Source organism: Sphingobacterium sp. N143, from assembly GCF_030325625.1.
In the GTDB taxonomy this organism is placed as follows: domain Bacteria; phylum Bacteroidota; class Bacteroidia; order Sphingobacteriales; family Sphingobacteriaceae; genus Sphingobacterium.
Genome location: NZ_JACAIS010000003.1, coordinates 553,895 through 577,619, shown reverse-complemented (window position 1 = coordinate 577,619; position 23,725 = coordinate 553,895). Strand labels below are relative to the sequence as shown.

General features: G+C 39.4%; 23 protein-coding genes. 14 read left to right on the top strand and 9 right to left on the bottom strand.

Going from position 1 to position 23,725, the window contains the following annotated elements; translation table 11 throughout:
• Positions 1–37: 37 nt before the first annotated feature.
• The 7 genes from HX021_RS08715 to HX021_RS08685 form a co-directional block, all read right to left on the bottom strand.
• Positions 38–1,135, bottom strand: a complete 1,098-nt coding sequence (locus tag HX021_RS08715) for a FecR family protein (protein WP_286589789.1) — start codon at positions 1,133–1,135, stop codon at positions 38–40.
• A gap of 73 nt (positions 1,136–1,208) precedes the next feature.
• The gene (locus HX021_RS08710; protein WP_286589787.1) at positions 1,209–1,799 is read right to left on the bottom strand and encodes an RNA polymerase sigma factor; all 591 of its coding nucleotides are present in this window, start codon (positions 1,797–1,799) and stop codon (positions 1,209–1,211) included.
• Positions 1,800–2,086: 287 nt separating this feature from the next.
• Positions 2,087–2,497 carry a helix-turn-helix domain-containing protein gene (locus HX021_RS08705; RefSeq protein WP_197734428.1) on the bottom strand — a complete coding sequence of 137 codons (411 nt, stop codon included), beginning with the start codon at positions 2,495–2,497 and terminating at the stop codon, positions 2,087–2,089.
• A 59-nt stretch (positions 2,498–2,556) separates the two neighbouring features.
• Complete coding sequence (locus HX021_RS08700) at positions 2,557–2,829, bottom strand: hypothetical protein (protein ID WP_232048602.1); 273 nt, start codon at positions 2,827–2,829, stop codon at positions 2,557–2,559.
• Between the two features lie 91 nt (positions 2,830–2,920).
• Positions 2,921–3,079: a hypothetical protein gene (locus HX021_RS08695; RefSeq protein ID WP_160169533.1), complete on the bottom strand. Its 159-nt coding sequence runs from the start codon at positions 3,077–3,079 to the stop codon at positions 2,921–2,923.
• 231 nt (positions 3,080–3,310) lie between these two features.
• On the bottom strand, positions 3,311–4,039 hold the full coding sequence (locus HX021_RS08690) for a PRC-barrel domain-containing protein (protein WP_286589780.1): 729 nt from the start codon (positions 4,037–4,039) through the stop codon (positions 3,311–3,313).
• Between the two features lie 39 nt (positions 4,040–4,078).
• Positions 4,079–4,261, bottom strand: a complete 183-nt coding sequence (locus tag HX021_RS08685; protein ID WP_028071410.1) for a hypothetical protein — start codon at positions 4,259–4,261, stop codon at positions 4,079–4,081.
• Between the two features lie 819 nt (positions 4,262–5,080).
• On the opposite strand from HX021_RS08685, the gene HX021_RS08680 reads away from it, so the two are divergent.
• Both HX021_RS08680 and HX021_RS08675 read left to right on the top strand, forming a co-directional pair.
• Positions 5,081–5,479, top strand: a complete 399-nt coding sequence (locus HX021_RS08680) for a peroxiredoxin family protein (RefSeq protein ID WP_353621027.1) — start codon at positions 5,081–5,083, stop codon at positions 5,477–5,479.
• 161 nt (positions 5,480–5,640) lie between these two features.
• Positions 5,641–6,045, top strand: a complete 405-nt coding sequence (locus HX021_RS08675) for a VOC family protein (RefSeq protein WP_286589774.1) — start codon at positions 5,641–5,643, stop codon at positions 6,043–6,045.
• A 365-nt stretch (positions 6,046–6,410) separates the two neighbouring features.
• Here the strand turns inward: HX021_RS08675 and HX021_RS21685 are convergent, their stop codons facing one another.
• Positions 6,411–6,566 (bottom strand): two-component regulator propeller domain-containing protein, encoded by a 156-nt coding sequence (locus HX021_RS21685; protein WP_197734427.1) that lies wholly within the window; start codon positions 6,564–6,566, stop codon positions 6,411–6,413.
• Between the two features lie 105 nt (positions 6,567–6,671).
• Between HX021_RS21685 and HX021_RS08670 the strand changes: the two genes are divergently transcribed.
• The 10 genes from HX021_RS08670 to HX021_RS08625 all read left to right on the top strand — a co-directional run bounded on the left by HX021_RS08670 (position 6,672) and on the right by HX021_RS08625 (position 19,571).
• Positions 6,672–6,968, top strand: a complete 297-nt coding sequence (locus HX021_RS08670) for a S41 family peptidase (RefSeq protein WP_138096617.1) — start codon at positions 6,672–6,674, stop codon at positions 6,966–6,968.
• Between the two features lie 1,042 nt (positions 6,969–8,010).
• A complete protein-coding gene (locus HX021_RS08665) occupies positions 8,011–8,589 on the top strand; it encodes a hypothetical protein (protein ID WP_286589773.1) in 579 nt (192 codons plus the stop codon).
• A gap of 167 nt (positions 8,590–8,756) precedes the next feature.
• Complete coding sequence (locus tag HX021_RS08660; RefSeq protein ID WP_286589772.1) at positions 8,757–9,101, top strand: hypothetical protein; 345 nt, start codon at positions 8,757–8,759, stop codon at positions 9,099–9,101.
• Entirely contained in the window at positions 9,020–9,655 is a 636-nt protein-coding gene (locus HX021_RS08655; RefSeq protein ID WP_286589771.1) for an NlpC/P60 family protein, read from the top strand. The genes HX021_RS08660 and HX021_RS08655 overlap by 82 nt, the downstream gene beginning before the upstream one ends.
• Before the next feature lie 13 nt (positions 9,656–9,668).
• Positions 9,669–10,109 (top strand): hypothetical protein, encoded by a 441-nt coding sequence (locus HX021_RS08650; RefSeq protein WP_286589770.1) that lies wholly within the window; start codon positions 9,669–9,671, stop codon positions 10,107–10,109.
• 473 nt (positions 10,110–10,582) lie between these two features.
• On the top strand, positions 10,583–12,232 hold the full coding sequence (susR, locus tag HX021_RS08645) for a SusR family glycan utilization regulator (protein WP_286589769.1): 1,650 nt from the start codon (positions 10,583–10,585) through the stop codon (positions 12,230–12,232).
• 427 nt (positions 12,233–12,659) lie between these two features.
• Positions 12,660–13,910, top strand: a complete 1,251-nt coding sequence (locus tag HX021_RS08640; RefSeq protein WP_286589768.1) for an outer membrane protein assembly factor BamB family protein — start codon at positions 12,660–12,662, stop codon at positions 13,908–13,910.
• Positions 13,911–13,924: 14 nt separating this feature from the next.
• Positions 13,925–16,903 (top strand): SusC/RagA family TonB-linked outer membrane protein, encoded by a 2,979-nt coding sequence (locus tag HX021_RS08635; protein ID WP_286589767.1) that lies wholly within the window; start codon positions 13,925–13,927, stop codon positions 16,901–16,903.
• A gap of 17 nt (positions 16,904–16,920) precedes the next feature.
• The gene (locus HX021_RS08630; protein WP_286589766.1) at positions 16,921–18,510 is read left to right on the top strand and encodes a RagB/SusD family nutrient uptake outer membrane protein; all 1,590 of its coding nucleotides are present in this window, start codon (positions 16,921–16,923) and stop codon (positions 18,508–18,510) included.
• Positions 18,511–18,530: 20 nt separating this feature from the next.
• Positions 18,531–19,571, top strand: coding sequence for a SusE domain-containing protein (locus HX021_RS08625; protein WP_286589765.1), 1,041 nt, complete (start codon positions 18,531–18,533; stop codon positions 19,569–19,571).
• 91 nt (positions 19,572–19,662) lie between these two features.
• Here HX021_RS08625 and HX021_RS08620 read toward each other — a convergent pair whose 3' ends face one another.
• Positions 19,663–21,516 (bottom strand): alpha-amylase family glycosyl hydrolase, encoded by a 1,854-nt coding sequence (locus HX021_RS08620; protein ID WP_286589764.1) that lies wholly within the window; start codon positions 21,514–21,516, stop codon positions 19,663–19,665.
• Between the two features lie 197 nt (positions 21,517–21,713).
• Between HX021_RS08620 and HX021_RS08615 the strand changes: the two genes are divergently transcribed.
• Both HX021_RS08615 and HX021_RS08610 read left to right on the top strand, forming a co-directional pair.
• Positions 21,714–22,727: a sensor histidine kinase gene (locus HX021_RS08615; RefSeq protein ID WP_286589763.1), complete on the top strand. Its 1,014-nt coding sequence runs from the start codon at positions 21,714–21,716 to the stop codon at positions 22,725–22,727.
• Positions 22,714–23,436 carry a LytR/AlgR family response regulator transcription factor gene (locus tag HX021_RS08610; RefSeq protein WP_286589762.1) on the top strand — a complete coding sequence of 241 codons (723 nt, stop codon included), beginning with the start codon at positions 22,714–22,716 and terminating at the stop codon, positions 23,434–23,436. The genes HX021_RS08615 and HX021_RS08610 overlap by 14 nt, the downstream gene beginning before the upstream one ends.
• The last annotated feature ends 289 nt before the right edge of the window (positions 23,437–23,725 follow it).

The window sequence follows — 23,725 nt, the reverse complement described above, 5'->3', positions numbered from 1 at the left end:
GTTAATATGTTTAGATTTCTGTATTAAAAAGGCTTCGTTATTTATTTTTTTGGACAACTATTTTGCCGTCACGATAGTTAAAGTTTAATTGACCGGTGCTTTCCAAAAAGGTAAGCGTTTTGGTCAATGATTGATTTTTGTCGATAGATCCCCAAAAGACAAGCTGTTTGGTAGCTGAGTCTTCGTATTCAAAGTCTACATTGTACCATCTTGAAAGTGTAGCCAAAATCGCATCGAGCCGTTCGTTGTCAAATAGGAAATATCCTTTCTTCCAGGCCGTCGCTGCTTCGATATTGGCCGGTAGAATCTGGATCGATGTCTTGGAGATGAGCGATCGCTGTCCGGGTACAAGCAGGCGTTGATTTACATCGACCGAACCTTCAAGCAGTGTAGTTTCAACAAACTCGCGGTTGTCATAACTGTTGATGTTAAATGTGGTGCCCAATACCTTGACTTCCTGGTTTCTGGATTTCACGATAAAGGGTTTATGTGGATTTTTGTTTACTTCAAAATAGGCTTCTCCTGTTAACAAGACTTCCCGTTTGTCGGCAGCAAATTGCATTGGATAGCTGATTGTCGATGCAGCATTCAGCCATACTTTACTGCCATCGGGCAGGTTAACCTGATATTGACCACCCCTGGGAACTTCAACGGTCAATTTGCGCGATTGCAATTCCATAGCGCTGATAGGCGATCCATCTAAATAGACGGCTGTTCCGTTGACGATCTTAACACCCGATTTGCCTCCCTTGAGTGCGATGCTTGACCCGTCTTCCAATTTCAGTATGGCCTTTTCTTGTCCGGGTTTGAATTGATCTATTGCGGCTAGGGTATCGCGATGCGACTGTCCACGCGGGATAAAAAGTAACGCAAAAGCGATCAGCAGGACGGCAGCAGCAGCGCTGATCCAAGCGGCTCTTCGGTACCATGGATTACGCGAGGAAGGCTTTGCATCAAGTTGTTGCTGGATTTGAAGGAGTATGGTATTTTTACGATCTTCCTGCTCGGCGCTATCCAGTTCCCATTCTACAGCTTGCTGCGCTTCGTACCACGATTCTATCAGCTGGTTTTCCTCCGCTGAACTGATACCGAGTTCGTACTTCAATAAGATTTCCGCAATGTTTTTCTGTTCCATGAGCGCCAGTGTTTATAGTATAGTTGCATCAAACCGTATTTGGTGGTAGATGAATATTAAAAAATAATGAATTTTATTTTAAGTCGATGAGAAGGAGGAGCAGAAGCGAATAGAGCCCCTGTTTCTTGAGGTTATTTCTCAGAATGTTCAGTGCGTTGCTGATCTGTTTTTTGACCGTTTGGTCAGAGATGTCCAGACGTTCTGCAATTTCTTTATAACTAAGTTGTTCCTGTCGGCTCAATAGAAATACCTCTTTCATTTTTGCTGGGAGCCGTTCAATTTCACCGTCAATGATCTGCTGCAGCTCTTTACCATGCTGCTGGTCGCTCAATGAAAATCCGGTAACGTCAATATATTCCAAAATTGATGCAATCAATTTTTTTTGATTGCCTTGAGTGCGGTGATAGAAAAGTGCGCTTTTACGGGCAGCCCCATATAACCAGCCGTGAATATCCTGTATTTCGGACGATTGAGTTTTGTTCCAGAGATTGACGAAAATATTCTGCAAGAGATCTTCTGCATCGGTCTGGTCTTTCACCAGTTTGGACAGGTAGATAAGTAGGGGATCCCAATAGGATTTAAAAATAAGGTCGAACACCTGCCTGTCACCCTGCTGTAGGCGCTGAAGGATATATTTAGATTCGATCTCATTTTTAAGATTCATGTCAGTCGTAATAGGTGACGACAAACTTAGATAAATTTGTCATTAATTGCAATATAAGGTCCCGCTCGATTTTTCATGCTGACCTGTTTAAAGCGAACTTTTTTGTTTCTCCTGTTTCATTCCAATGGCTCCATCCAGATTGCTTTATTACCGTCATTCTCTCTGGATGATGCAAAGAATAGCTAGATACTCTTCTGCTTGAATCTAAGTTTTTGAAAATTTCTTAAAAGTTCTTATGCTGATAGTGGTATTTTTGATCTTTAAAATAGTTTAGATTATTACATCGCTTAATTTTCCTTAAAGCTATGCCGCTGAATATATTCAGTGGGGCTCAATCCATACATCTTTTTGAATAGTGTAGTGAAATGCGTCTGATTGGTAAATCCGAGCGAATAAGCTACCTGAGAGATATTCATTTTTTTCTCCAACAGCAACTTTTCAGCTTGCTGTAACCGGATATTACGAATAAATTCACCGGTCGAAATACCCGTCAGCGATTTAACCTTACGGTGCAGCTGTACACGGCTCAACCCTACTTCATCGGCTAGAAACTGCACATTGAACTCCGAATTCTCCAGGTATTGGTTCACTGTTTTGACAATACGTTCCATCAGCTGCTCATCGCTAGACTTAAAGGTGATGGTTTTTACCTTACCTTCCTGCTGCTGCGCGCCCGAAAACTTTCCTTTAACCTTCATGCGGTTTTTGATGAGATTGTGTATAACAAGGTGAAGCTCATCCACCATAAAAGGCTTTGTCAGGTAATGCTCTTTCCAGCAACTAAAGTGTCCTTACTCTGATCTTCGAGATAGATGTTTTCCAAGACCAGTTTTTTTGGAAAATCAATATTGATATAGCCAATTCTAACGGGGGTGCCAATCTTGCCTTCGACATAATGGGTTACTTTTCCGGCAATATAATTCTGTATCGTGGGAAGACGCAGCAAAAAAATAATTAGAATGAAGAGTCCAATGATTCCGCCAATAATCCACAATAATGTTTTTAAAACAATTCGGGTAAATCTGTTCAATGTGTTGTCTGATTTAAGTTTACACATAAGACAACATAACCATACAAATGGTTTGGAATTTATAGATAGATATCGCTATAATGTCATTTTTTTACCACAGCATATACGTCAGGATGATTAAAAAGCCTCCCCGGATAAGTAATTCTTGCGACAGTTCCTCGCGGTCCAACTTATACCAGCTATATTTTTCGTAATATCTACTGATCGTTTTCCTGTTTTTCTCGCTGACAATTTTATAATTTGTTTTCATAACCGATTTATATTGATGTCTTGTAACAGCATGCAATTATGGTGCAATTTTGGCGATTTGTTAGGGAATTTAGGTAGTTGATGTGGTGGTTTAGGTTATAAAATACACTGTTAAGGCGTATTTAAACGCTGCGCTTGAGTTTACATCAAAGGGAGTGTTTTATCTATACACTCATTCCGGCTTCGCTAATAGCGTATCGAAGCCAGAATGAGTATATGTAATAGCGTTTGTTTATCGTTCGTTGTTGTTGCGTGTACCAGGTTCATACGCTGTCCCATGTTCGTATCGAGCAGCCACTCTTCTAGTCCGTTGAGCTTGATCAGAAGGAAGTGTATCCATCTGTTTTCCTTCGCTATAAAAAGTATCTTCGCTAAAGTGGTAATGCGTATAAAATGTGGATGGATCATAACTATTGTCACTTACGACAAATCCAACATTTCCGGTGCCTTCAAAGATGTGCCGGATAGATAATTCCGTTTTCGGATCGACATGGTGCTCCTGGTAAGCAGGCAGTCGAATGACCTGATCTTCAGTAATGGATAGAACCACCACCTCTCCATCATCAGCAGGATTGTATAAATAATCCGTTGCGGGCTCTTCTGTCGGAATCTCGTCGACAGTAAAGATCACGCTATGATTAATCGGCTCAACGGGGGGAGTTGGGTAAGCGGTATCATTACTCGCCTGAATCTTCGTGCCGTCATAAAGCGAGGCAAGACCGATGGGTACAAGTATTTTCTTATCTTCCTCCACAACAAATTCAGCATCATTCAGGTCGATGATAAGATAGCGAACCTGTTGGCTCTGCGGATCAAACAGCAGATCTGTCACCTGTCCGATCAATTGACCAGCCTCATTTTTCACTTTCCATCCGCGGATATCAGGTTCTCCATCGACTATTTCATAATCGCTTCCGCCGAGTTCAATCAAATGATTATAATTTTTGTCTTCTATTGCCATGTTTTTAGTTTTTGAGTTATTCAATTATTTCACGAGGGTCTAAAGAGTATCTCTTAGTGGCGCTGTGGTGTTTACACTTGTGTCCGGAGTAGCCTCATTTAATTGTGCGCCGCTGTTGTAGCGGTTTACAAAATAGAGGACCAATCCCAATGCAAGGAGTGATAGCAGGAGCCATAGCCACCAAGGTGCTCCATTTTTAGGTTTTACTTCTAAATGTGCCATATATACTTTTTTAAAAAGAACAACACTTCATTGGCTTCGTTTGAAAAAAAAATTATGTATAGGTTTGGCTATTGTAATTTGTTAGCTGTAATGCACGATTGGTATGAGCGATGTAGCTGGCTGAACACGTATGAGCTAAACGTTGAAGGTTGCGTGTTGTATAGTGTTTGATGGGACACTATCAAAAAAAATAAAAATAATTTAAACGATTTGCCATGGACACTGTTATTTGATCGGAAATGTATTAATTAGTTAAATAAACGCAGGTTAAAGGATTGTTTTTTGTAGAGGCTAGGTTCGTGATTGACCTAGCCTTTTTCTTGTTTAAATGATTCCTAACTTTTTTTTATCTCTTATTTCTTAGCAGCAGCAAATGAGAAACAATTGGTAACCAAATTGACCTATTTCACACTGCTTGTTCAGTGCTCGTTCAGTGCTCGTTCAGTAATTACTCAGTGTGCACTGAATAAGCAATGACAAATTACTGTCTAAAAATTGAATAAAAATTGCTGTTAGGGATAAGTTGGTGTTAAGTTGTAGGCATATGATGTATTCCATAAGAATTAACTAAGTTTGTAGCATAGCGCTTTTAAGTAATGCAATCTTTTTATTTCTGTTGTTTATTTTTTTGTTCCTTAATCAGTACTTCGGTTGTTGGACAATCGCTGGATTATCCGTCTTTCCGAAATATTTCTTTGGGTACGAACGCAAATACCGTACATTCATTTGCGCAAGATAGTTTGGGAATGTTATGGCTGGGAAGTAACAATGGCCTATTTAATTATGATGGCTATGCGCTGCAATACTAGGCCATAATTTGTGTGTCCGTGTTACTTGGGGAAAGGCAATCCTGTTTCCCTGTCATCTTTCAAAGGTAAGTTTGTCCTGGTTGATTTTTGGGCCAGTTGGTGTGGGCCATGCCGAGCGGAAAACCCGAATGTAGTAAATGCTTATAACCAGTTTAAAGCTCAAAATTTTACTATCATCGGTGTATCTCTGGATAAAGCCGACGCACGGGAGAAATGGTTGAAAGCGGTTAAGGACGGTGACCTTCCCTGGACGCAGGTTTCCGACTTAAAGGGTTGGAATACTGAGGTGGCAAAAGCCTATGGAGTCAATGCAATTCCACAGAATTTTTTGATCGATCCAAATAGAAAAATTGTTGCTAAAGATTTACGCGGACCGGCTTTGCAAAAAACATTGGCTGAATTGTTATGATTTGATAATTTCTTTGCCAAGTATAATGCTTTATCAACAAGACACGGAAAACCGTGTCGTAGAATATGCTTTAAATTCCAAGTAAATTCAAAAGCAGACTGCCATACTGTTGTCAGTATGGGACTTTACATTTGCCGAGTAATTTTAAATATTTATAAGAAATGAATTTAGTTTCCGTTCGTATCATTGCCGCTGAGATTGACGGCATGATAAAATTTTATGAGAAGGTTATAGGAACCTCTATGACACAGTACACACCCGATTTTGCTGAATTAAAAACAAATACAGCTACCTTGGCAATAGGAAGCACAAGGACACTACAATTTTTCGGAGGTGAAAGTGTTGCGCAGGCTTCACAAAATCGCAGTGCTATTATAGAGTTTATGGTGGATGACGTGGATAGTGTTTATGAAAGATTAGCTGATTATCTTGAACCTTACATTGTTCAGAAGCCTACGACAATGCCCTGGGGCAATAGATCTCTCTTATTTCGTGATCCTGAAGGCAATTTGGTTAACCTTTTTACTCCTGCATCGCAAGGACGAGTTACGCCAAATATCGTCTAAAAGCCCGAAGTGAGTTAACCATAATGAGCCAGTCTTCATAATCGCTATGTCGCATGCGAAATGTTGAAAGAGGCAATAGTTTTTGAAGTAATGGACGCAAGATGGCATACTTTTTTATGCTTGACGAAGGCACCGGAAACGGAGTTAAGTTACACTGAATAGTCTAGTCGAAAAGTTGTTCCCAGTGCATTTCTGACTGGGAACAACTTGTTTTTGAGATTATTTAAAGCCGTTGCGTGAAGTAAGATGTAACTTATTCCAGTATTACCATCAGCAATCATCAAAAGCAAAAAAAATCACCAATTGCAACAACTATACTATCTCTTTTCGAAAAGAAGATGTAATACCAGAAGTGATTAATAGGACTACAGACCTGAGGATTTCGGCCGGAGCAGTAGGGGATCACTGCCACCGAGCCAAATATCTCCTTTCTTATCTTCTATTATACTATGAACATTCTTAAAAGGTTGACCTTTGTGAGTTAAAAATTGTCGATGTTGTGCGTTCCTATACGAAAGCATATCCAAGCTGCTTTAAATGGTGGTTGCAATGTTTGTATATGAACTGACCTAATTGGGCTTTGGACATTCTACCAAAGAACCAATGTACAAATGAATATTTTTCAAATGTTTCATAATAAACTGTCATTTCCCAGCGATGATGTTGTACTGAAATCTGAACTGAAGAAAAATTCGAATGCAACTTTTATCGGTGAAGAAACCAGTGGTTCCATCAACCATTATGGAGAAGTAAGGGGTTTTAATTTGCCCAAATCTGATATCGTGATTGCTTTCTCGACGAAATACTGGGAGGTATGGAAAGGGAAAAAAAGGCCTTTGAAACCTGATATTAAGATAAACTATACGATCGAGAACTATATGGACGGAAAAGATGAGGCGTTAATGAGAATATGGTCTAAATAATAAATTCATAAATCTTATGATATTTACTTTTTTTTTTGAGACAGCCGCAAAAAGATATATGAAGAATAATTTCACAACTCTTTTAGGCCTTTTAACTGTGATATTGTCTTCTTGTTGTGGCACACGAATTGCCACGACTATCGGTCCACAGATCCCTTTAATAATGGATATAACAAAAATATGATTAAGTATAAGAATATTCTATTTGGCACTGAAAAGACCAAGTGCTTTTCTTTTGCGGGGCATGGTCGACAGGGACAAAACATGAAAAATGTTCGGGTTGTCTATTCCGAAGATATTAGGGACTGTCCCACTAAATGTGTAAATAAAATACGGAATTCAGTTAGGTTACTTAATTGGTGATTAAAACTAGGTGCAGAAAGCAGAAGTTAAAGTTCTTATGGTAAGTATAAAATATTAATCCGCCAAAGGGGGACAAAAGTAGGAACAAATAGTGCTTTTTTTAAGTGCAAATGATTAAAAATGATTGTTTTATGACTGAATGGTTTGTTCACAAAAATAAGATGATATTTTATAACTTAAAGTTATCTATTTTTGTAAAAAACAGTATATCAACCACTTAACAGGATTAACTATCAGCAAACGCATCCTATGACAAACTTTTGCCCAAAATGTGTAAAAGTCAAACTACCGCTTCGCAAGAAAATCACTGATATTTGTTGTAGAAAGATAAAAGCCACACTGCGAATGTGGCTTAAAATCTTTGGGACAGGTCCACGCCCGTCTTCATATTTGGTTTTCAAATGTAAATATTTACGTTAACTCGTAATAATTTATCTGAAAAAATGACAATTGGTTTGGCTCCCGTAATTTAATGAGTTTAGTGACCTCTTAACTCATATTATTCTTAAAATGATTCGTAAGAATATAACGGATCTTTCAAAACAAGGTTTTGGAGGAAATGGGAGGAGTCTGCATGCCTCAATTGCAGCAAGTTTGATGGTGGGATGTGATAAAAAAGGAGGATGTAATGAAATTGTCATGTAGACAGCTAGATTTTGCGCAGCAGAATCCGAAAGGGATGGCGCAGATGTTAAAACAGAATAGCTTTATTAAAGGTGGTTTTAATAAGGTAACACACGAAGTATGTTATTCACTTGCAAAAGGTGTTGTTGATTATAATGATGCCAAACGGCTTCTTGAGATAAGATTGCGAGATGCGTTTAAAGACAATAAAGCAAATCGCAAGAGGCGAGAATCTTGTCAGATTATATTGCATAATTTTTATTTGTTTTTAATGCAAGAAGGGCTTACTTGCGTTCTCAACTTTTCTGAAATCAGTTTAAGATTGAAAGATGGACATGTGATCGGAGGGCATAGTTGTGCAATATTTAAAGATTTAGATGGAAATCCTGTCGGAGTTGTTTTGACAGATAGGGAGTTTGACTTCGGCAGTACTTTGCGGTTGCCTATCGAACAGTATTGGATAGCGAGGAAAATGAAAGCAAGTAGTATCTCCAAGGTGCGGGTATTTGTATATAATACAATTGACCATTCTTACCAGGCTATCTCATTTTCTGATGAAAGAATTCAATATGTATTGGAGCGCTCTAGTCAAGTTATAACTAACGTTGAAATTGAATTGCAAGAAATTGGTTAAAGATACAAAGCCGCTCATTATTGGACGGCTTTGTATTAAAATCCGGTCATCCTTATTATTAAGTACAGCCACAAAAGCATCATGGTCAATTACTAAAAATAGCTTTCAATTTTCGGTTACAAAATAGATATAAATCAATAAAACACACCGTCAGGCCTATCGAGGATATGGCTTGGCCTTTAAGCACAAAGCAGCTGCTCGGCATCGTCGTCGCCTGTCTGCTGGTCTTTTTTATCGCGGCTGGGATCCTGCTGCAAGCTTTGGATCCGACGGCTGGTATACTGGATATTGGTGTGCTGTCGGTACTGCTCTTTGCCGTGCTGGCTGCACTGCTGGCCACCTACTGTTGCTACTGGCTGCAGGAGATCCTATGGAAACCCTTTAAATTCTTCCGCGAGGATTTTAGTTATCACTTTAATCAATTGACATCATGGCAACAATGCATTATTTATTTTTCGGTCTTCTTCTTGTCGCTCTGCACGGTATTGGCCACACTGGCCATCCTGCTGTAACACAGCGGCACCTGGCTGACAGCTATAGGGTAGCCGCTGCGGCCCACCCGCAGCAACGTATCGTGGCAGCCTCCGAAGCTGTGCTGGCCCACAACTCCCAGAAATGTTGGCTCGCCCCCGGTCTGCGCGACAGGATCATGGACATTGCCGCCGGCCAGCTCGGTGTCAGCGAAGCGACAGGCAACAATGACGGTCCCTACATCGAGGAGTATCTGGCGTATACTGGGCTGGGCAAGGGCTATGCCTGGTGTGCGGCCTTCGTCTCCTGGTGTTACGGGCAGGCGGGGCTCTACGCGCCACGCAGTCCCTGGAGCCCGGCTTTATTCCCCATGGCCCGGCGCTATACCGCTGAGCAGATCAGCCGGGCGCTCGTACGGCCTGCCGATCTGTTCGGCATCTACAATAACAGGCTGCGCCGCATCGACCACGTGGGCCTCGTCCGCGATCGGCAGGGCCCCTGGCTGCTGACCATCGAGGGGAACGTCGACGACCGGGTACTTTCAAAGCGGCGCTCCCTCGCGACCATACATGCTTTTGCGAACTGGCTGGGCTGAAAGGAGGGATGTGATGGAAAAGAGAGCATGGGTTCTGTTGCTCCTCATGGTATTGACGGCCTGTAGGCTCTTTCAGCACAAGAGCAAAAGCGAGCAGCAGTCTTCTACGAGCGAGCAGCAAAAGAATACCTTGGCCCAGTGGCTGTATACGCAGAGTCGGGATAGTCTTACACGGTCCTGGTACTTCTGGACAGATAGTGGTCTCCGCTTTCACCCGGATAGTGGACTTAGCAGTCAGGGCGGACGGTTGCTGCTGAAAGAGTCAAGAGCGAGCAACAGTGTGCTGCAGCAGAAAACGTCCATGGATTCGGAACTTTCCAAGGAGAACAAAGATTGTGTGGCGCAGTTGGAAAATACCACCTATAAACTCCCTTATCAATGGAGTGCATTGTTGGTTCTGGTGCTGTTGTTTCTGTATGGCATTAGAAAAAAATGGACAAAACTATGCTCTTGATAAGGAATTCGTTCCGGCGATATCGCGGTATAGCTAAGGAGTAGGCAGATAGAATTATGTGGGATTCCCTTTGTAGTTCTATTTGCCTGTTTTTTGTTTATCTAAATCATAAGGTATGAGAAATTTAATTTTGTTTTCTTATTCGGGTTCCCCTCGATTTGCAAACATAAATGTCAACCTTATAACTACAATTTTACTATTTTTTGTTTATGTAAGATATTTGTAGCCAAATATATATGGGTGTTTTTAACTCCTTTTTTCTATACAAGTTTTTATTTAATTATAATCCATGATATCTTTGACTTAAGTAGGCCACTAGAATACAGTTATTAAGTAGCTTGTTCAGGTAAATTAACCAATTGGGAAATTTGTTCGTTTTCAAATTATGATACCAAATTGTTTGGGCATATTGTTACATTTTTGAAACGATGATAACGGAGATGATCGGCGCTGCTGTTTAAATTGTCAAAAAAATGATTAAATCTCTCTTTCTTATATTATTCTCGAGTCTGTCTTCTTATGCTTTTGCTCAGTCAGATCTGAAGTCCTTATTGAAGGAACTTGATCAAACCATACAAAATAATAAATTGTATATGGATCGGAAAGAACGGAAAATTGATCAGCTGAAGGCTCGATTGATACGCCGGGACCGGTCTATGTCAGATGTATATGCAGTTAATAAAGCATTATGTGATGAATATCGTTCATATAAGACAGATTCCGCTGTCCGTTATGTCGAACACAATATGAGGATAGCAGATTCAATAGGAAATACAGCGATGATTACCGAGACAAAATTACAACGGGTCTCTCTATATGCAATTTCCGGAATGTATCTTGAAGCGGAAAAGTTGCTCAACTCTATCCCTAGTAAAGCACTAAATTATCGTTTAAAAACAGATTACTATCAACTGGGAAAAGATCTTTATAATAATATATCTACCTACAACACATCATTGGCAGGCAAATATGAGCATATGAGTGGATTATATAGAGATTCTTTATTAAATATACTCGACAGACAATCGAAGCGGTACCAAGCTATTTATGCTGAAAAACTAGCATTAGTCGGGCGGTTTTCGGAAGCTCGTCAGATATTGTTAAAACAGTTAGAGAATGTCGATCCTAGAAGCCATGAACATGCTATGGTAACGTCCGCGATAGGAAACGTATATCGGTACGAAGGGGATACTGAAAAGGAATGCGTATATTTTGCGCTTTCTGCGATTTCAGATATTGAGAATGCGGTTAAGGAAAATACATCTCTTCAGGCTTTAGCCATAGCACTTTATCAGAGCGGAGATTTAGACCACGCCTATAAATACATCAAATATTCAATGGACGATGCTATTTTTTGTAATGCTCCTTTGCGTACCTTAGTTATTTCCAAAATGTTTCCGATCATTGATGCCGCTCATCAAGCGAGAATAAATAAGCAGCGTGAACAATTATGGTTCTATCTTATTGTCATAAGTGTTCTATCTATTTGTTTGGCAACTGCAGTAATATATGTACTTAGACAGATGAAAAAATTACAACAGGGGCGAATAGAGATCAGCAAAACAAATGAACTTTTAGAAAAACTCAATTTTGATTTAAAGGTTGTCAACGAAAAGGTCATCGGAGTCAATAATAAGCTGGTTGAAGCGAATCGGATCAAAGAAGAATATATCGGTAATTTCTTGGACCTCTGTTCCGATTATATTAATAAATTGGAGGACTATAGAAAGACACTCCATAAAACGGCTTCTTCAGGAAAAATGGAAGAATTATTGAAGATGTTACGTTCTGGCCGCCTGGTTGATGAAGAGCTAAAACAACTTTATAAAAATTTTGACAGTATCTTTCTGCATTTATATCCGGATTTTGTTGAAGAGTTTAATAAATTATTGCTTGATGGAGAGCAATTTTTAATAAAGCCAGGGGAATTAAATACTGAGCTGCGAATTTTCGCATTGATACGATTAGGTATATACGACACGGGTAAAATTGCAAATTTTTTGCGCTGTTCAATGAGCACCGTATATAATTATCGAACCAAGATCAGAAATAAAGCCGCCGTTCCCAGAGGCGAGTTCGATCAATTTGTACTTGAAATAGGGACTTTCGCCAATACATATTGATAAGCTTCTATATCAATGCTGATTATTCTTTTTGTTCGCGTGACAAATTCAACAATATCTTTTTCTTTATTCTTGTGCTTGTAAAATCTTAAGCACCATAAGCACCTACATATTTAATCTGTTTGGCTGATATTTTTCGTCTAATTTGCTATTCGCTTCTACAATTTTGTTTACTTGTTGTGGTTGTAAAATGTTGTTTTTTAGGTTTTTATATTGTTCTTGAGTTTACATTTTAGTTTTGGGTAGGAAGTTTTAATTGGTTTGTGCTTTACATTTGAAAACGATAAGCCAATTAGATTTTCTACTTAAAAACCAAAATATGATGTCACCTTATGTATATTATTTCGAATGCCTGCGCGAAATTTTCAGGATACAATTTTTGAGCAGCGTCATTAGAATGATTCTCCTTCTGTGCTATTTAATAATCATGAGATCTGCTTCGGCAAGAGAAGTGGATAGTCTACGGATTGATGGCCTAAAATGGAAGTTTGACGGTAAAGCGGAAAGCTACTCTTCACCAGTAATATTTCAGGACAAAATATACATTGGAAGCGAGGATCATTTTCTTTACGCTCTTTATCTCGAAACTGGGAAGATAGCATGGAAATTTAAAACGGCTGGCGCCGTAAATTCTTCGCCTATTGTATTTGATCAGCGCATCTGTTTTGGTAGTATGGACGGTTATTATTATGCGCTTGATGCTCGCACAGGTAAGCTTGTTTGGAAATTCAAAACCGGGGGCGAACATAAAATCGGAAGAAATGGATTATGGGGTATGCAGCCTTACATGTTTTATATGGAAGATCCTTTTGATTTCTTCATCTCTTCTCCAATCGTGCTAGATGATGGCGTGTTGAAAACCATCTATTTTGGTAGTAGTGATGGTAATCTCTATGCATTGGACGCAGCGAATGGAAACTTGAGGTGGAAGTATACTACTGGAGGAGCTGTAAGAACCACACCTTTGCTGTATGAAGGCAATATTTATATTGGCAGCTGGGATCAATACGTTTACGCAATTGATGCCCAATCAGGAAATCTGAATTGGAAATTTAAGACCAAATCCGATGAGGAAAATCATTTATTAGAGGGGATACAAGCATCGATATCTGCTGCAAACGGATTGGTATTTATAGGATCTCGGGATGGCTACCTCTATGCCTTAGATGCCAAAAAAGGAAACTTAGCCTGGCAATATAGTACCTGGCCATCTTGGATTACAACCACATCGGTTGATAGAAATGGGAACATATTTCTAACAAGCTCAGATTCTCGTTTACTCGTGGGGCTGGATGCTGCCACAGGGATAGAAAAATTGAGGTATCAAACCAAGGGATACAATTTTTCGTCTGTTTTAATTGATCAAGATAGATTATACATCGGTGATTTTACAGGTAAACTGCATGTCCTGAGCGGTATTACTGGCAATTGCATGACATTTTTTGAAACGGACGGCAGAAAAAAAAATAAAAAGCGATTGCTCAATTCCGACGGTATTCTTGAATTTCAACATTTGCTCGACAAAAGAGATCCATCATTATATGCAACAACCGTTGATATCTTAAAGCTTATTCACCAATTGGACCCCATTATTGGACAGCCCATTATAAAGGACCATGTCCTTTATTTAAATACCGCCCATGGTCAGCTGTATGCGTTGAATTTACTTATTCATTAACCAAAATAAATACAATGAAAATCCTTTATTTAAGAAGTAGCATGCTGCTCATGCTTTGCTTTGTAGGAATATTTTCGGCTTATGCACAGTTAAGTAGCATCAATGGTCTCGTAGTAGACGAAATTAATCATCCGATAGCTGGAGCAGTCATTCGGGTAGCGGGAACAAAACAGGCTAGTCGGACAGGCTCCGATGGAAAGTACGCTCTCAACGGGATCAAGAAAGGTCAGATTACACTTCTCGTTAGTTTTGTAGGTTATGCCCCACAGAAGAACATCGTCAACCTGAGTCAGGAAGTTACAGAGGTGAATTTCAAATTACAACGTACAGAAGAGGTTTTAAATGAAGTTGTTGTTATTGGATATGGAACGCAGAAGAAGCAAGATCTTACGGGGTCCATAACTACAGTTACGACAAAGGACTTTCAAAAAGGAACGATCACGACACCGGAGCAGCTTATTCAGGGAAAAGTTGCCGGGGTCAATATCGTATCCAATGGAGGACAGCCGGGGAGTGGCAGTATGATCCGTATTCGAGGTGGAGCATCATTGAACGCCAGTAACGACCCCTTGATTGTCATTGATGGGGTGCCTCTTAGCGGTAATGGTATTAATAATGCGCCTAATCCATTAGCATTAATCAATCCAGCAGATATTGCAAGCTTTACGGTGTTGAAAGATGCCAATGCGACAGCAATCTATGGTTCTAGGGCATCCAACGGTGTTATTTTAATTACAACAAAAAGGGGGGCTTTGGGGAAACCAATGATCGAATTCAATACCAACAATTCCTATTCGACAATTGCCAAAAAAGTAGATGTGCTTTCTGCCGATGAAATTCGTGCTTACTTCGATGCGCACCCAAATGCTACTTATGCCAATGCCCCTTTTAAAAATTTGTTGGGAAATGCACATACGGATTGGCAGGATGAAATTTATGAAAATGCATTTTCAACCGATAATAATTTGACCTTTTCAGGTGCATTTAAAGGAATCCCTTATCGTCTGTCGGGGGGATATCTGGATCAAAAAGGTATGTTGATTACTGATCGATTCAAACGTACTACCGGAGGTTTGGCTATACAGCCAAAATTGTTTGATGGCCACCTTAAAATAGATTTAAACCTGAAAGGTACACTTACAAAGGCACATTTTGCTAACCAAGGTGCGATAGCCAATGCAATACAATTCGATCCAACGCAGGCTGTCCGAACAGATAATGACCAATATGGCGGATATTTTGAATGGATAGCTGGTGAGGTGCTTAACCGAAACGCAGCCCGAAATCCTGTAGCTATGATTTTGATGCAAGATAACAATGGAAAAACCAAACGAAGTTTCGGTAATGTGCAGCTCGATTATTCGTTTCATTTTCTCCCTGAACTACATGCGAATTTAAATCTAGGCTACGATGTGTCCAGTGGACGGGGCAACATTTTTGTTCCGGCAAATGCAGCGCTTAATTTTGCATCCGCAGGTTTCCTAAATGAGTCGCATTCTACCCAGAATAATCAAGTTGCTGAATTCTATTTAAATTATGCAAAGAACTTGGAATCTATAAAAAGCAAAGTTGACCTTACTGCTGGTTATGGATATTACGACAATAAGACGACTAACTATAATTTTAAGAATTACAGTGCAGATGGGACTACAGTTCAATTTACACCAGCATTCCCGTTTAATATCCCTCGAAACAAGTTATTGTCCTATTATGGACGTTTAGTGTATACTTTTGCTGATAAGTATATTTTATCGAGCACCATGCGTGCTGATGCTTCTTCCCGGTTTTCAGAGAAAAATCGATGGGGATACTTTCCTTCGGTGGGCTTTACCTGGCGGTTGAAGGAAGAGAACTTCCTCAGAAAAAGTGATTATCTGTCCGATTTAAAGATTAGATTAAGCTATGGACAAACAGGGAATAAGGATGGTATTGGCGATTATAATTATTTGGCAAAGTACTATCTTAACGCTCCTGCAGGACAGTACCAAATCGGAGATCGTTTCTATGATTACTATTCGCCTTCGGATTATGATCCTGACCTGACCTGGGAATCAACAACCAACTATAACGCTGGCTTGGATTTTGGATTTTTGGATGGAAGAATAAGCGGCTCGTTAGACGTTTATAACAAAAGGACCAAAAACCTTTTATCGTCAATAGATATTCCTTCCGGTACGAATTTCAATAATATTCTGTTGACGAATGTTGGAAACATGAAAGTTAAAGGGGCAGAATTCAGTATCAATCTTGATCTGCTCCAAAGGAAAGAACTGAATTGGACCATTGGTTTTAATGCCTCCTATAATAAAAGAGAAGTAACGAATCTGTCGTTAAATCCTGACCCGAGATTTAAGATCAGTGCAGGAACCATTACCGGAGGAACGGGGGTAAATATCAAATATAATGGTATTGGCAAAACACCCCAATCATTTTTTGTCTATAAACAGATCTATGACCAAAATGGTAAACCTCTGGAAAACGTCTATGCCGATATTAACCACGATGGCGTAGTTAACACGGATGATCAATACTTCTATAAGTCTCCTGACCCTGCTTTTACCTTAGGTTTCAGCACGTCGTTTAACTTTAGAAGATGGACTGTATCAACGGTACTGCGGTCAAATATAGGTAATTATGTCTATGACAATGTTTCTTCCAACTTTGCCGTACAGAACAGCATTATGAGCAGTCAGGGATTTGTTAATAATGCCAGCCGTGATATTTTTAATACGCAGTTTATAAGCAATCAATATTTAAGCGACTATTATGTGAAAAATGCATCATTCTTAAAAATGGATAACCTGACGCTTGTCTTTGATGCTGGCAAGATAATTAAGGGGCAGAGCAGTAATCTAAGGATATCTGCTGGTTGTCAGAATGTTTTTGTGATCACAAAATATAAAGGACTAGATCCGGAAGTCTTCTCGGGCGTAGACTTTAATCTTTATCCACGCCCACGTATTTATAATTTGGGCTTGAGTGTTGGTTTTTAAAATAAAAAATTAAACAAATGAAAAATCTATATAGAATTTTATCCTTTCTGATTCTTTCGGCGATTTGTTTTTCTTCGTGCAAACAGTCAGACTTAAACCTTTATCCCACCAATGATAAGGTTGGGGCAACAGTATATACTTCTTTAGAGGCTTATAAAGCTGGACTGGTAAAAATGTACGCCAGCTTTGGTCTCGTTCATTCCAGCGGCGCTACAGCATCGAGTGATATAGGCGGGCTTAACGTCAGTTTCGCCGATTTCTTGCGTTTATTCTGGATGTCTCAGGAATTAACGACAGACGAAGCGATATGCGGATGGGGGGATACTGGGGTCCCGGATTTGGTTCAGATGAAATGGACAGCTGATAATCAATTTCTTAGGGGCTTATATTCTCGTGCACTCTATCAGATTACGATTTGTAATGAGTTTTTGCGGGAAAGTACCCCCGAGAAATTAGCTGCTAGAAATATTTCAGCAGCCGAAGAGATTAAGCACTTTCGCGCTGAAGCACGCTTTTTACGTGCATACCAATATTGGGTCTTGTTGGATGCTTTTGGCAATCCACCTTTTGTAACCGAACAGGACGCTATTGGGAAACAAGCACCTAAACAAATCCAGCGATCAGAATTATTCAAGTATGTGGAAGCCGAATTAATAGCTATTAACGATGACCTGATGGAACCACGGACAAACGAATATGGCCGTGCCGATAAAGGTGCAGCCTGGGCATTACTTTCCAGACTATATTTAAATGCGGAAGTTTATACAGGTACAGCGCGATACACAGATGCTATTACTTATTCCCAAAAAGTCATTAACGCAGGTTATAAATTGGCCGCCGAGTATAAAAATCTTTTTTTAACAGACAACAATGTGACGAGTAAAGATGAAATGATATTGACCATTAATTATGACGCGAATAAGACCCAGAATAATGGCGGAACAACCTATATCATCAATGCTTCTGTGGATCCCGGTACGATGCAACCAGCTTCTTTCGGTATCCCCAATGGCGGATGGTCCGGTAACAGGGTAAGAAGTACCATTCCGGCAATTTTTGGAGACTATAGTGGTGCTACCGACAAAAGAGCTATGTTTTTTGGCAATAAGATACAAAATGATAACATGTCCGAGTTTGGCGACGGCCTTAAAGCCATCAAATTTCGTAACGTAAGCTCGCAAGGTGTGCCTTCGCTAGATATTAATAGCGGTACTTTTTGCTCTTTGGACTTTGCCATCTTCCGGTTGGCCGAACAATACCTGATTTATGGGGAAGCTGTATTGCGCGGTGGAAGCGGTGGTTCTGTCAATCAAGCTATTGCCTATGTAAATGAGTTGCGTAAACGCGCCTATGGTAATACATCGGGAAATGTTCCGAATATTAACCTTGATTTTTTTCTTGATGAGCGTGTCAGGGAGTTGTATTGGGAGGGATTTAGACGTACGGACCTGATCCGGTACGATAAGTTCACAGAATCAACTTATGTCTGGCCATATAAAGGCGGTGTAAAGTCCGGTACTGGTGTTGACGGGAGCCGAAGATTATTTCCGTTGCCGACAGCAGACATTATTTCAAATACAAACTTAGTTCAAAATAAAGGTTACTAACACGATAAATAAGCTTAACAATGAGACATTTAATCATTAAGGGGAGTCTGATCGGCCTACTCAGTCTTGGCCTCGCTAGTTGCAACAAATCAGAAAATCAAATGATTGCACATATAGGTCCCGTCGGGACATTGAATACATCCACGACGGATCTGAAATTATCTTTAGCGGATGGGGAGAAGCCAGCGTTAACCCTTTCGTTTTCGAAGGTTGAGGTAACGGGAGCTGAAATTCCTGTTACTGCGACAATCCAATTTGATATCAAGGGAAACAATTTTGCGAATCCGCAGGAATTTGTTCAAAAGACCTATACTTTTTCACCTACTGTCAATCAAATGAATGAACTTATGTTGAAATTGGGAATGAAAATTGGCGAGCACGGGCAGCTTGAAGTACGGTTGAAATCCGAACCTGCTGCCAATGCAGTGAGCTATTCGAACATAATTTTATTGACAGGTACACCCTTCAAAGCTTCAAGTTGGATTTACATGCCTGGAGCATATCAGAATTGGTCTCCAGAAACTGCCGATAGCCTCCTCTCTTCAACAAGTAACGGCATTTATGAGGGCATTATCAATTTTCCTGTAGGTAAGCTAGATTTTAAAATTACACCCAAAAAGAACTGGACCATAAATTATGGAGATTCAGGTAATGGCACGTTTCGATTGGGTGGCGACAATTTTAATGTGCTCACGCCAGGAGCAAAGAAAGTCATGATTGATATGAACAAAATGAAGTGGGAGATTTCTGATGCCAAGATATGGTCCTTAATCGGTAGTGCAACTCCGAAAGGCTGGGATGGAGATACGGATCTGAAATTTATCAACGATGGTACCGGTACGTTTACTTTGACACAAGATCTTGTTGCGGGAGATATTAAAATAAGATATGGACACGATTGGGGCATAAATTTTGGTGGTAGCATCAATGATTTTGTCCTCAACGGCGGAAATATTTCTGTCGCAGCGGGGAATTACACAGTGAAGTTGAACGTAACCAAAACGGATGCACAGGGAAATCCTACTGCTATCAAGGTCAGCGTGCAAAAAAACGAAAAGTAGCTCAACACGCTTCAAGTATAAAATTAAAAGGCCCGGCAGTTTATGCCGGGCCTTTGATTTATTAAGCGAAGATATATAGTATTGATTTAACTTATTTTTTTAGTTCTAGTACCCACATTTTCATGGGTGGAATTGTTGCGTTGTCTTTTGTCGAAAATACTTCTTCAGTAAGCACATTCTGTGCAAATTTAAAGCCCGATGTACGCTCGTCATATTTTTTGAAGTTAATTTCCTTTGGCGCATTACTCGTATTCATCACGCACATAATTGATTGATTGCCGTCGTATCTGAAGTATATATATAAGCCCTCTACAGGAACATAATGCATCATTTTACCTGTCGTAATCGCTGATGATGTTTTTCTGAAATTTGCCAGTTTACGAACAAGATCCTGTGTGGACTTTTCATCTTCGCTGAGTCCTTCTCCTGTGAAAGCATTTTTTTTGTCTGTTTTCCAGCCACCGGGAAAATCTGACCGCAGAAGTCCGTCTGGAGCCTTAAGACCTTTCATTAATACTTCCGAACCATAATATAGCTGCGGGATTCCTCGATAGGTCAGGAGCCACTGATAGCCAATCTTCTGCTTCTCGGCATCTTCACCTACCAGAGAGAAAAATCTAGGTTCATCATGATTGTCCAATAGTAAGACCTTTTGCATGGGGTTTTTACTTAAGAAATCTGTACTCGCGGTATAATAGAGTTTGTTTACGCCTGATGTCCAGCTTAAAGGCTCCGTCAATGCGGGAATGATGCCATAGTATAAACTTTGAAAATCGACTACCGAAGGTAAGTTACTTTTAAAAGATGTCGCGATGTTGTTCTGCTCGAAATAGGTTTGATTGGCTACGCCGTGAACCATAATTTCTCCAAATGCAGTAATTTTGGGAAACTCGTTTAAAATAGCCTGGTTGCACCGATTGGCGAAGTCTAAATCGTTGTAAGTATATGTATCCAAACGGACACCGTCAATACCAAATGTCTCGATATGCCAGATGCAGTTCTGAATTATGAAATTAGCCATGTAGGGATTATCCTGATTGATATCAGGCATTGTTTTATCAAACCAACCGTCACTCATTTTCTTCCGGTCCGATTTTGAAGCGTACGGATCAAATAGCGGCTGTTCCCGAAAAGAGGTCTGAGTATATTCCGACCAGCGATGTACCCAGTCGTTTTCTGGGGGATCCTGTTCTAAAAAATGGAATAAACCAAAATGGTTATACACGGCATCAAATATCAGTTTCATTCCTCTTTTGTGGAGTTCATCACTTAACTTTTTGTACAGCTCATCACCACCATATCTCTTATCAATTTTATAATGGTTGGTAATCGCGTAACCATGTTCAGTTCTGTTGGGCATATCATTTTCCATTACCGGCGTAAACCATAGGGCAGTAATACCCAGTCCTTGCAAATAATCCAGGTTATTGATAATACCTTGGAAATCTCCGCCATGGCGTGCATACATATCCTTTCTGTCCAGGGACTGGTCTTTCATTCCTTTGACTCGGTCGTTATTGGGATCACCGTTACTAAATCGGTCGACCATTATTAAATCGATAAAATCGGAAGCATTCACTCCTTGTGCGTAGGTGGTGCCATTTCCTGACCTACGGTGATTTAGCGGCCAGTTGATTTGCCTTTTCTTTCCATTTTGAAAGACCTCGATGATGACATTACCGGCCTGGGCATTTGACGCAATTGAGATATCAGCAGCGAGATATCTTTTATTGGAAAACCGGTGTGCTTTTATTAATGTAACACCAGTATAGTTTATTTGTATACTATCGGATGAAAATGATTCCCCTGTGCTTCGAATTAGAAGTTGCACTTTATTCGTTTTCATGTTGACCCACCAGTTGGTTGGGTAAATGTCAATATTTTGGGCATTGACGATACATATGCTGCAAAGTAAAGCAACATACAATAAGATTGTTTTTCTCATGTGAATTGATGTTTAATTGATCGTAAGATCGAATATACCCTTCCCAGTAATGCTTTAAAAACAACTTATGCAGACGACATCATTTATATTATAAACAACAACTTGCGTTTGAAAGAATAGCTTTATTTTTATGAACCTAGAAATACGATATGCACATAAGAAATTCCAATAAGCAAAATAAATTACTACTGATAAAAATGTACAGCTTATATTGGCTGGGCTATATTTTACTATTTAGCGTTATCCAGAGTATACCTACTGGCGATTTTATTACCGTATTGCGCAACGAGTGCTATAGCCTTCTCCCTAAAATTATATTTGTGACGATTGTTGTGGAGTTGATGATGCCTCGATTATTATTCAAAAAAAAATATGTCACCTTTGCTTTTGCTTACGTTGGAATGATTTTGTTTTTTGCTTTTGTGCAGCGGATTATCGATAATTATATCATCATACGTTATTATCTAACTTTTTGGAAGGCCGAATCCCTCTTTTCAATTCCAGTATATTTGTACAATATCAGTAAATTACAATTTGTGGTCAGTATCCCCGTAGCATGTCGGCTTTTTTATTATTTAGCGGAAGAAAAAAATAAAGTGCAGGCAATCATGTCTGAGAAATTACAAGCTGAATTGTCTGCTCTTCGCAATCAATTTCACCCGCATTTCTTATTTAATGTATTAAATGGATTATATAGTAAGATATTGAATCAATCTAATGATTCGGCTGAGATCGTTCTAAAAATATCGGATCTGCTTCGTTTTTCTTTGTACGAGGCAGATCGCAAAAATATTCCTCTTTCAAGCGAAATTGACCACCTTACTAATTATATCGCGTTACAGCGACTGCGTTTTGGTCACGATTTGCAGATCAGCTTTAGTGTGTATGGCGAAAATAGCGATGCTGTTATCGAACCGTTTTTGATTTTACCATTTATAGAGAATAGTTATAAACATTGCCTAAATGAGATCAATAAAGGTTGGATCACCATTGCAATTACAGTCAATGAAGAATGGTTAGTTGTAAAGATTGAAAATAGTCTTTCCGACAACACTTCTTCTAAAATAAAGAATGCAGAAGGAATTGGTTTGGCAAATGTAAAGCGTAGATTGGAATTACTTTATCCGCATCGACACATGCTGCAGATTAAACGGGATGACTCGAGTTTTTTTGTCTCACTAAAATTGAAAATCAAAGATGATAAAAATTAAGTGTGCCATTGTTGAAGACGAATTGCCAGCTTCGGATTTACTTGAACTTCATATTTCCAAGTTCGATTTCTTGGATTTAAAAGGTAAGTACACGCACATTGTCGGATTACAACAGCTATTGGCTACCGAGCAAATAGATCTTCTCTTTTTAGATATAAATCTACCAGGGAAGTCAGGGATTGAATTTGCCAAAAGTCTTTCTAAAGAAATATCCATTATTTTCACAACGGCCTACCCTAATTATGCCGTTGAAGGATTTGAACTGGATGCCATCGATTATATTTTAAAACCGATTTCTTTAGAACGCTTTACAAAAGCAGTGAATAAGTACATTAAGACTAAGCAAATAAACTCCACCATAACGGCTCCAGTTAAGAATGTGGAAGATCGTGCTTTTATTTTTGTAAAATGTGAACGGAAAATGATGAAATTTTTTTTAGATGAAATAGACTACCTAGAATCTCAGGGTAACTATGTTATAATCTATACATTAAATGGCTCTTATAAAATTTATCAGTCTATTACTGACATGCAAGAACGTTTGCCTGAGGGCACATTCCTTAGGATCCATCGTTCATTCTTAGTAGCTATAAATAAAATTACAAGTTTTGGTAACAAGCTTATACATGTCCGTGATAAACAATTGCCTATTGGCCGATTTTATCATAGCGGGGTTGCAGATTTTCTGGAGCAATTAGCTTCTGAATGATTCATTTTTTCTAACAAATCCATGAAATGTATTTATATTTTTCAATGTTGGATTTGGATTTAACTTTTTGTTTTATAGAGTTTTATGTGTATTGCCTGTTTATATTTTGTCTTAGTAGTCTTTTCCTGATATGAATGTTTCTCTAGATTTGGAAATGTTCAAGAATGACCAATTAGTTGAGAATATCGAGCAGTGATAACAAGATATGCAAGTAGTCTAGTCTTTGGCGTATGCATCGTACTTTGGTGGTAGGAGATGCTGCGCCAAACGGCTGGAATGGATATCCCAT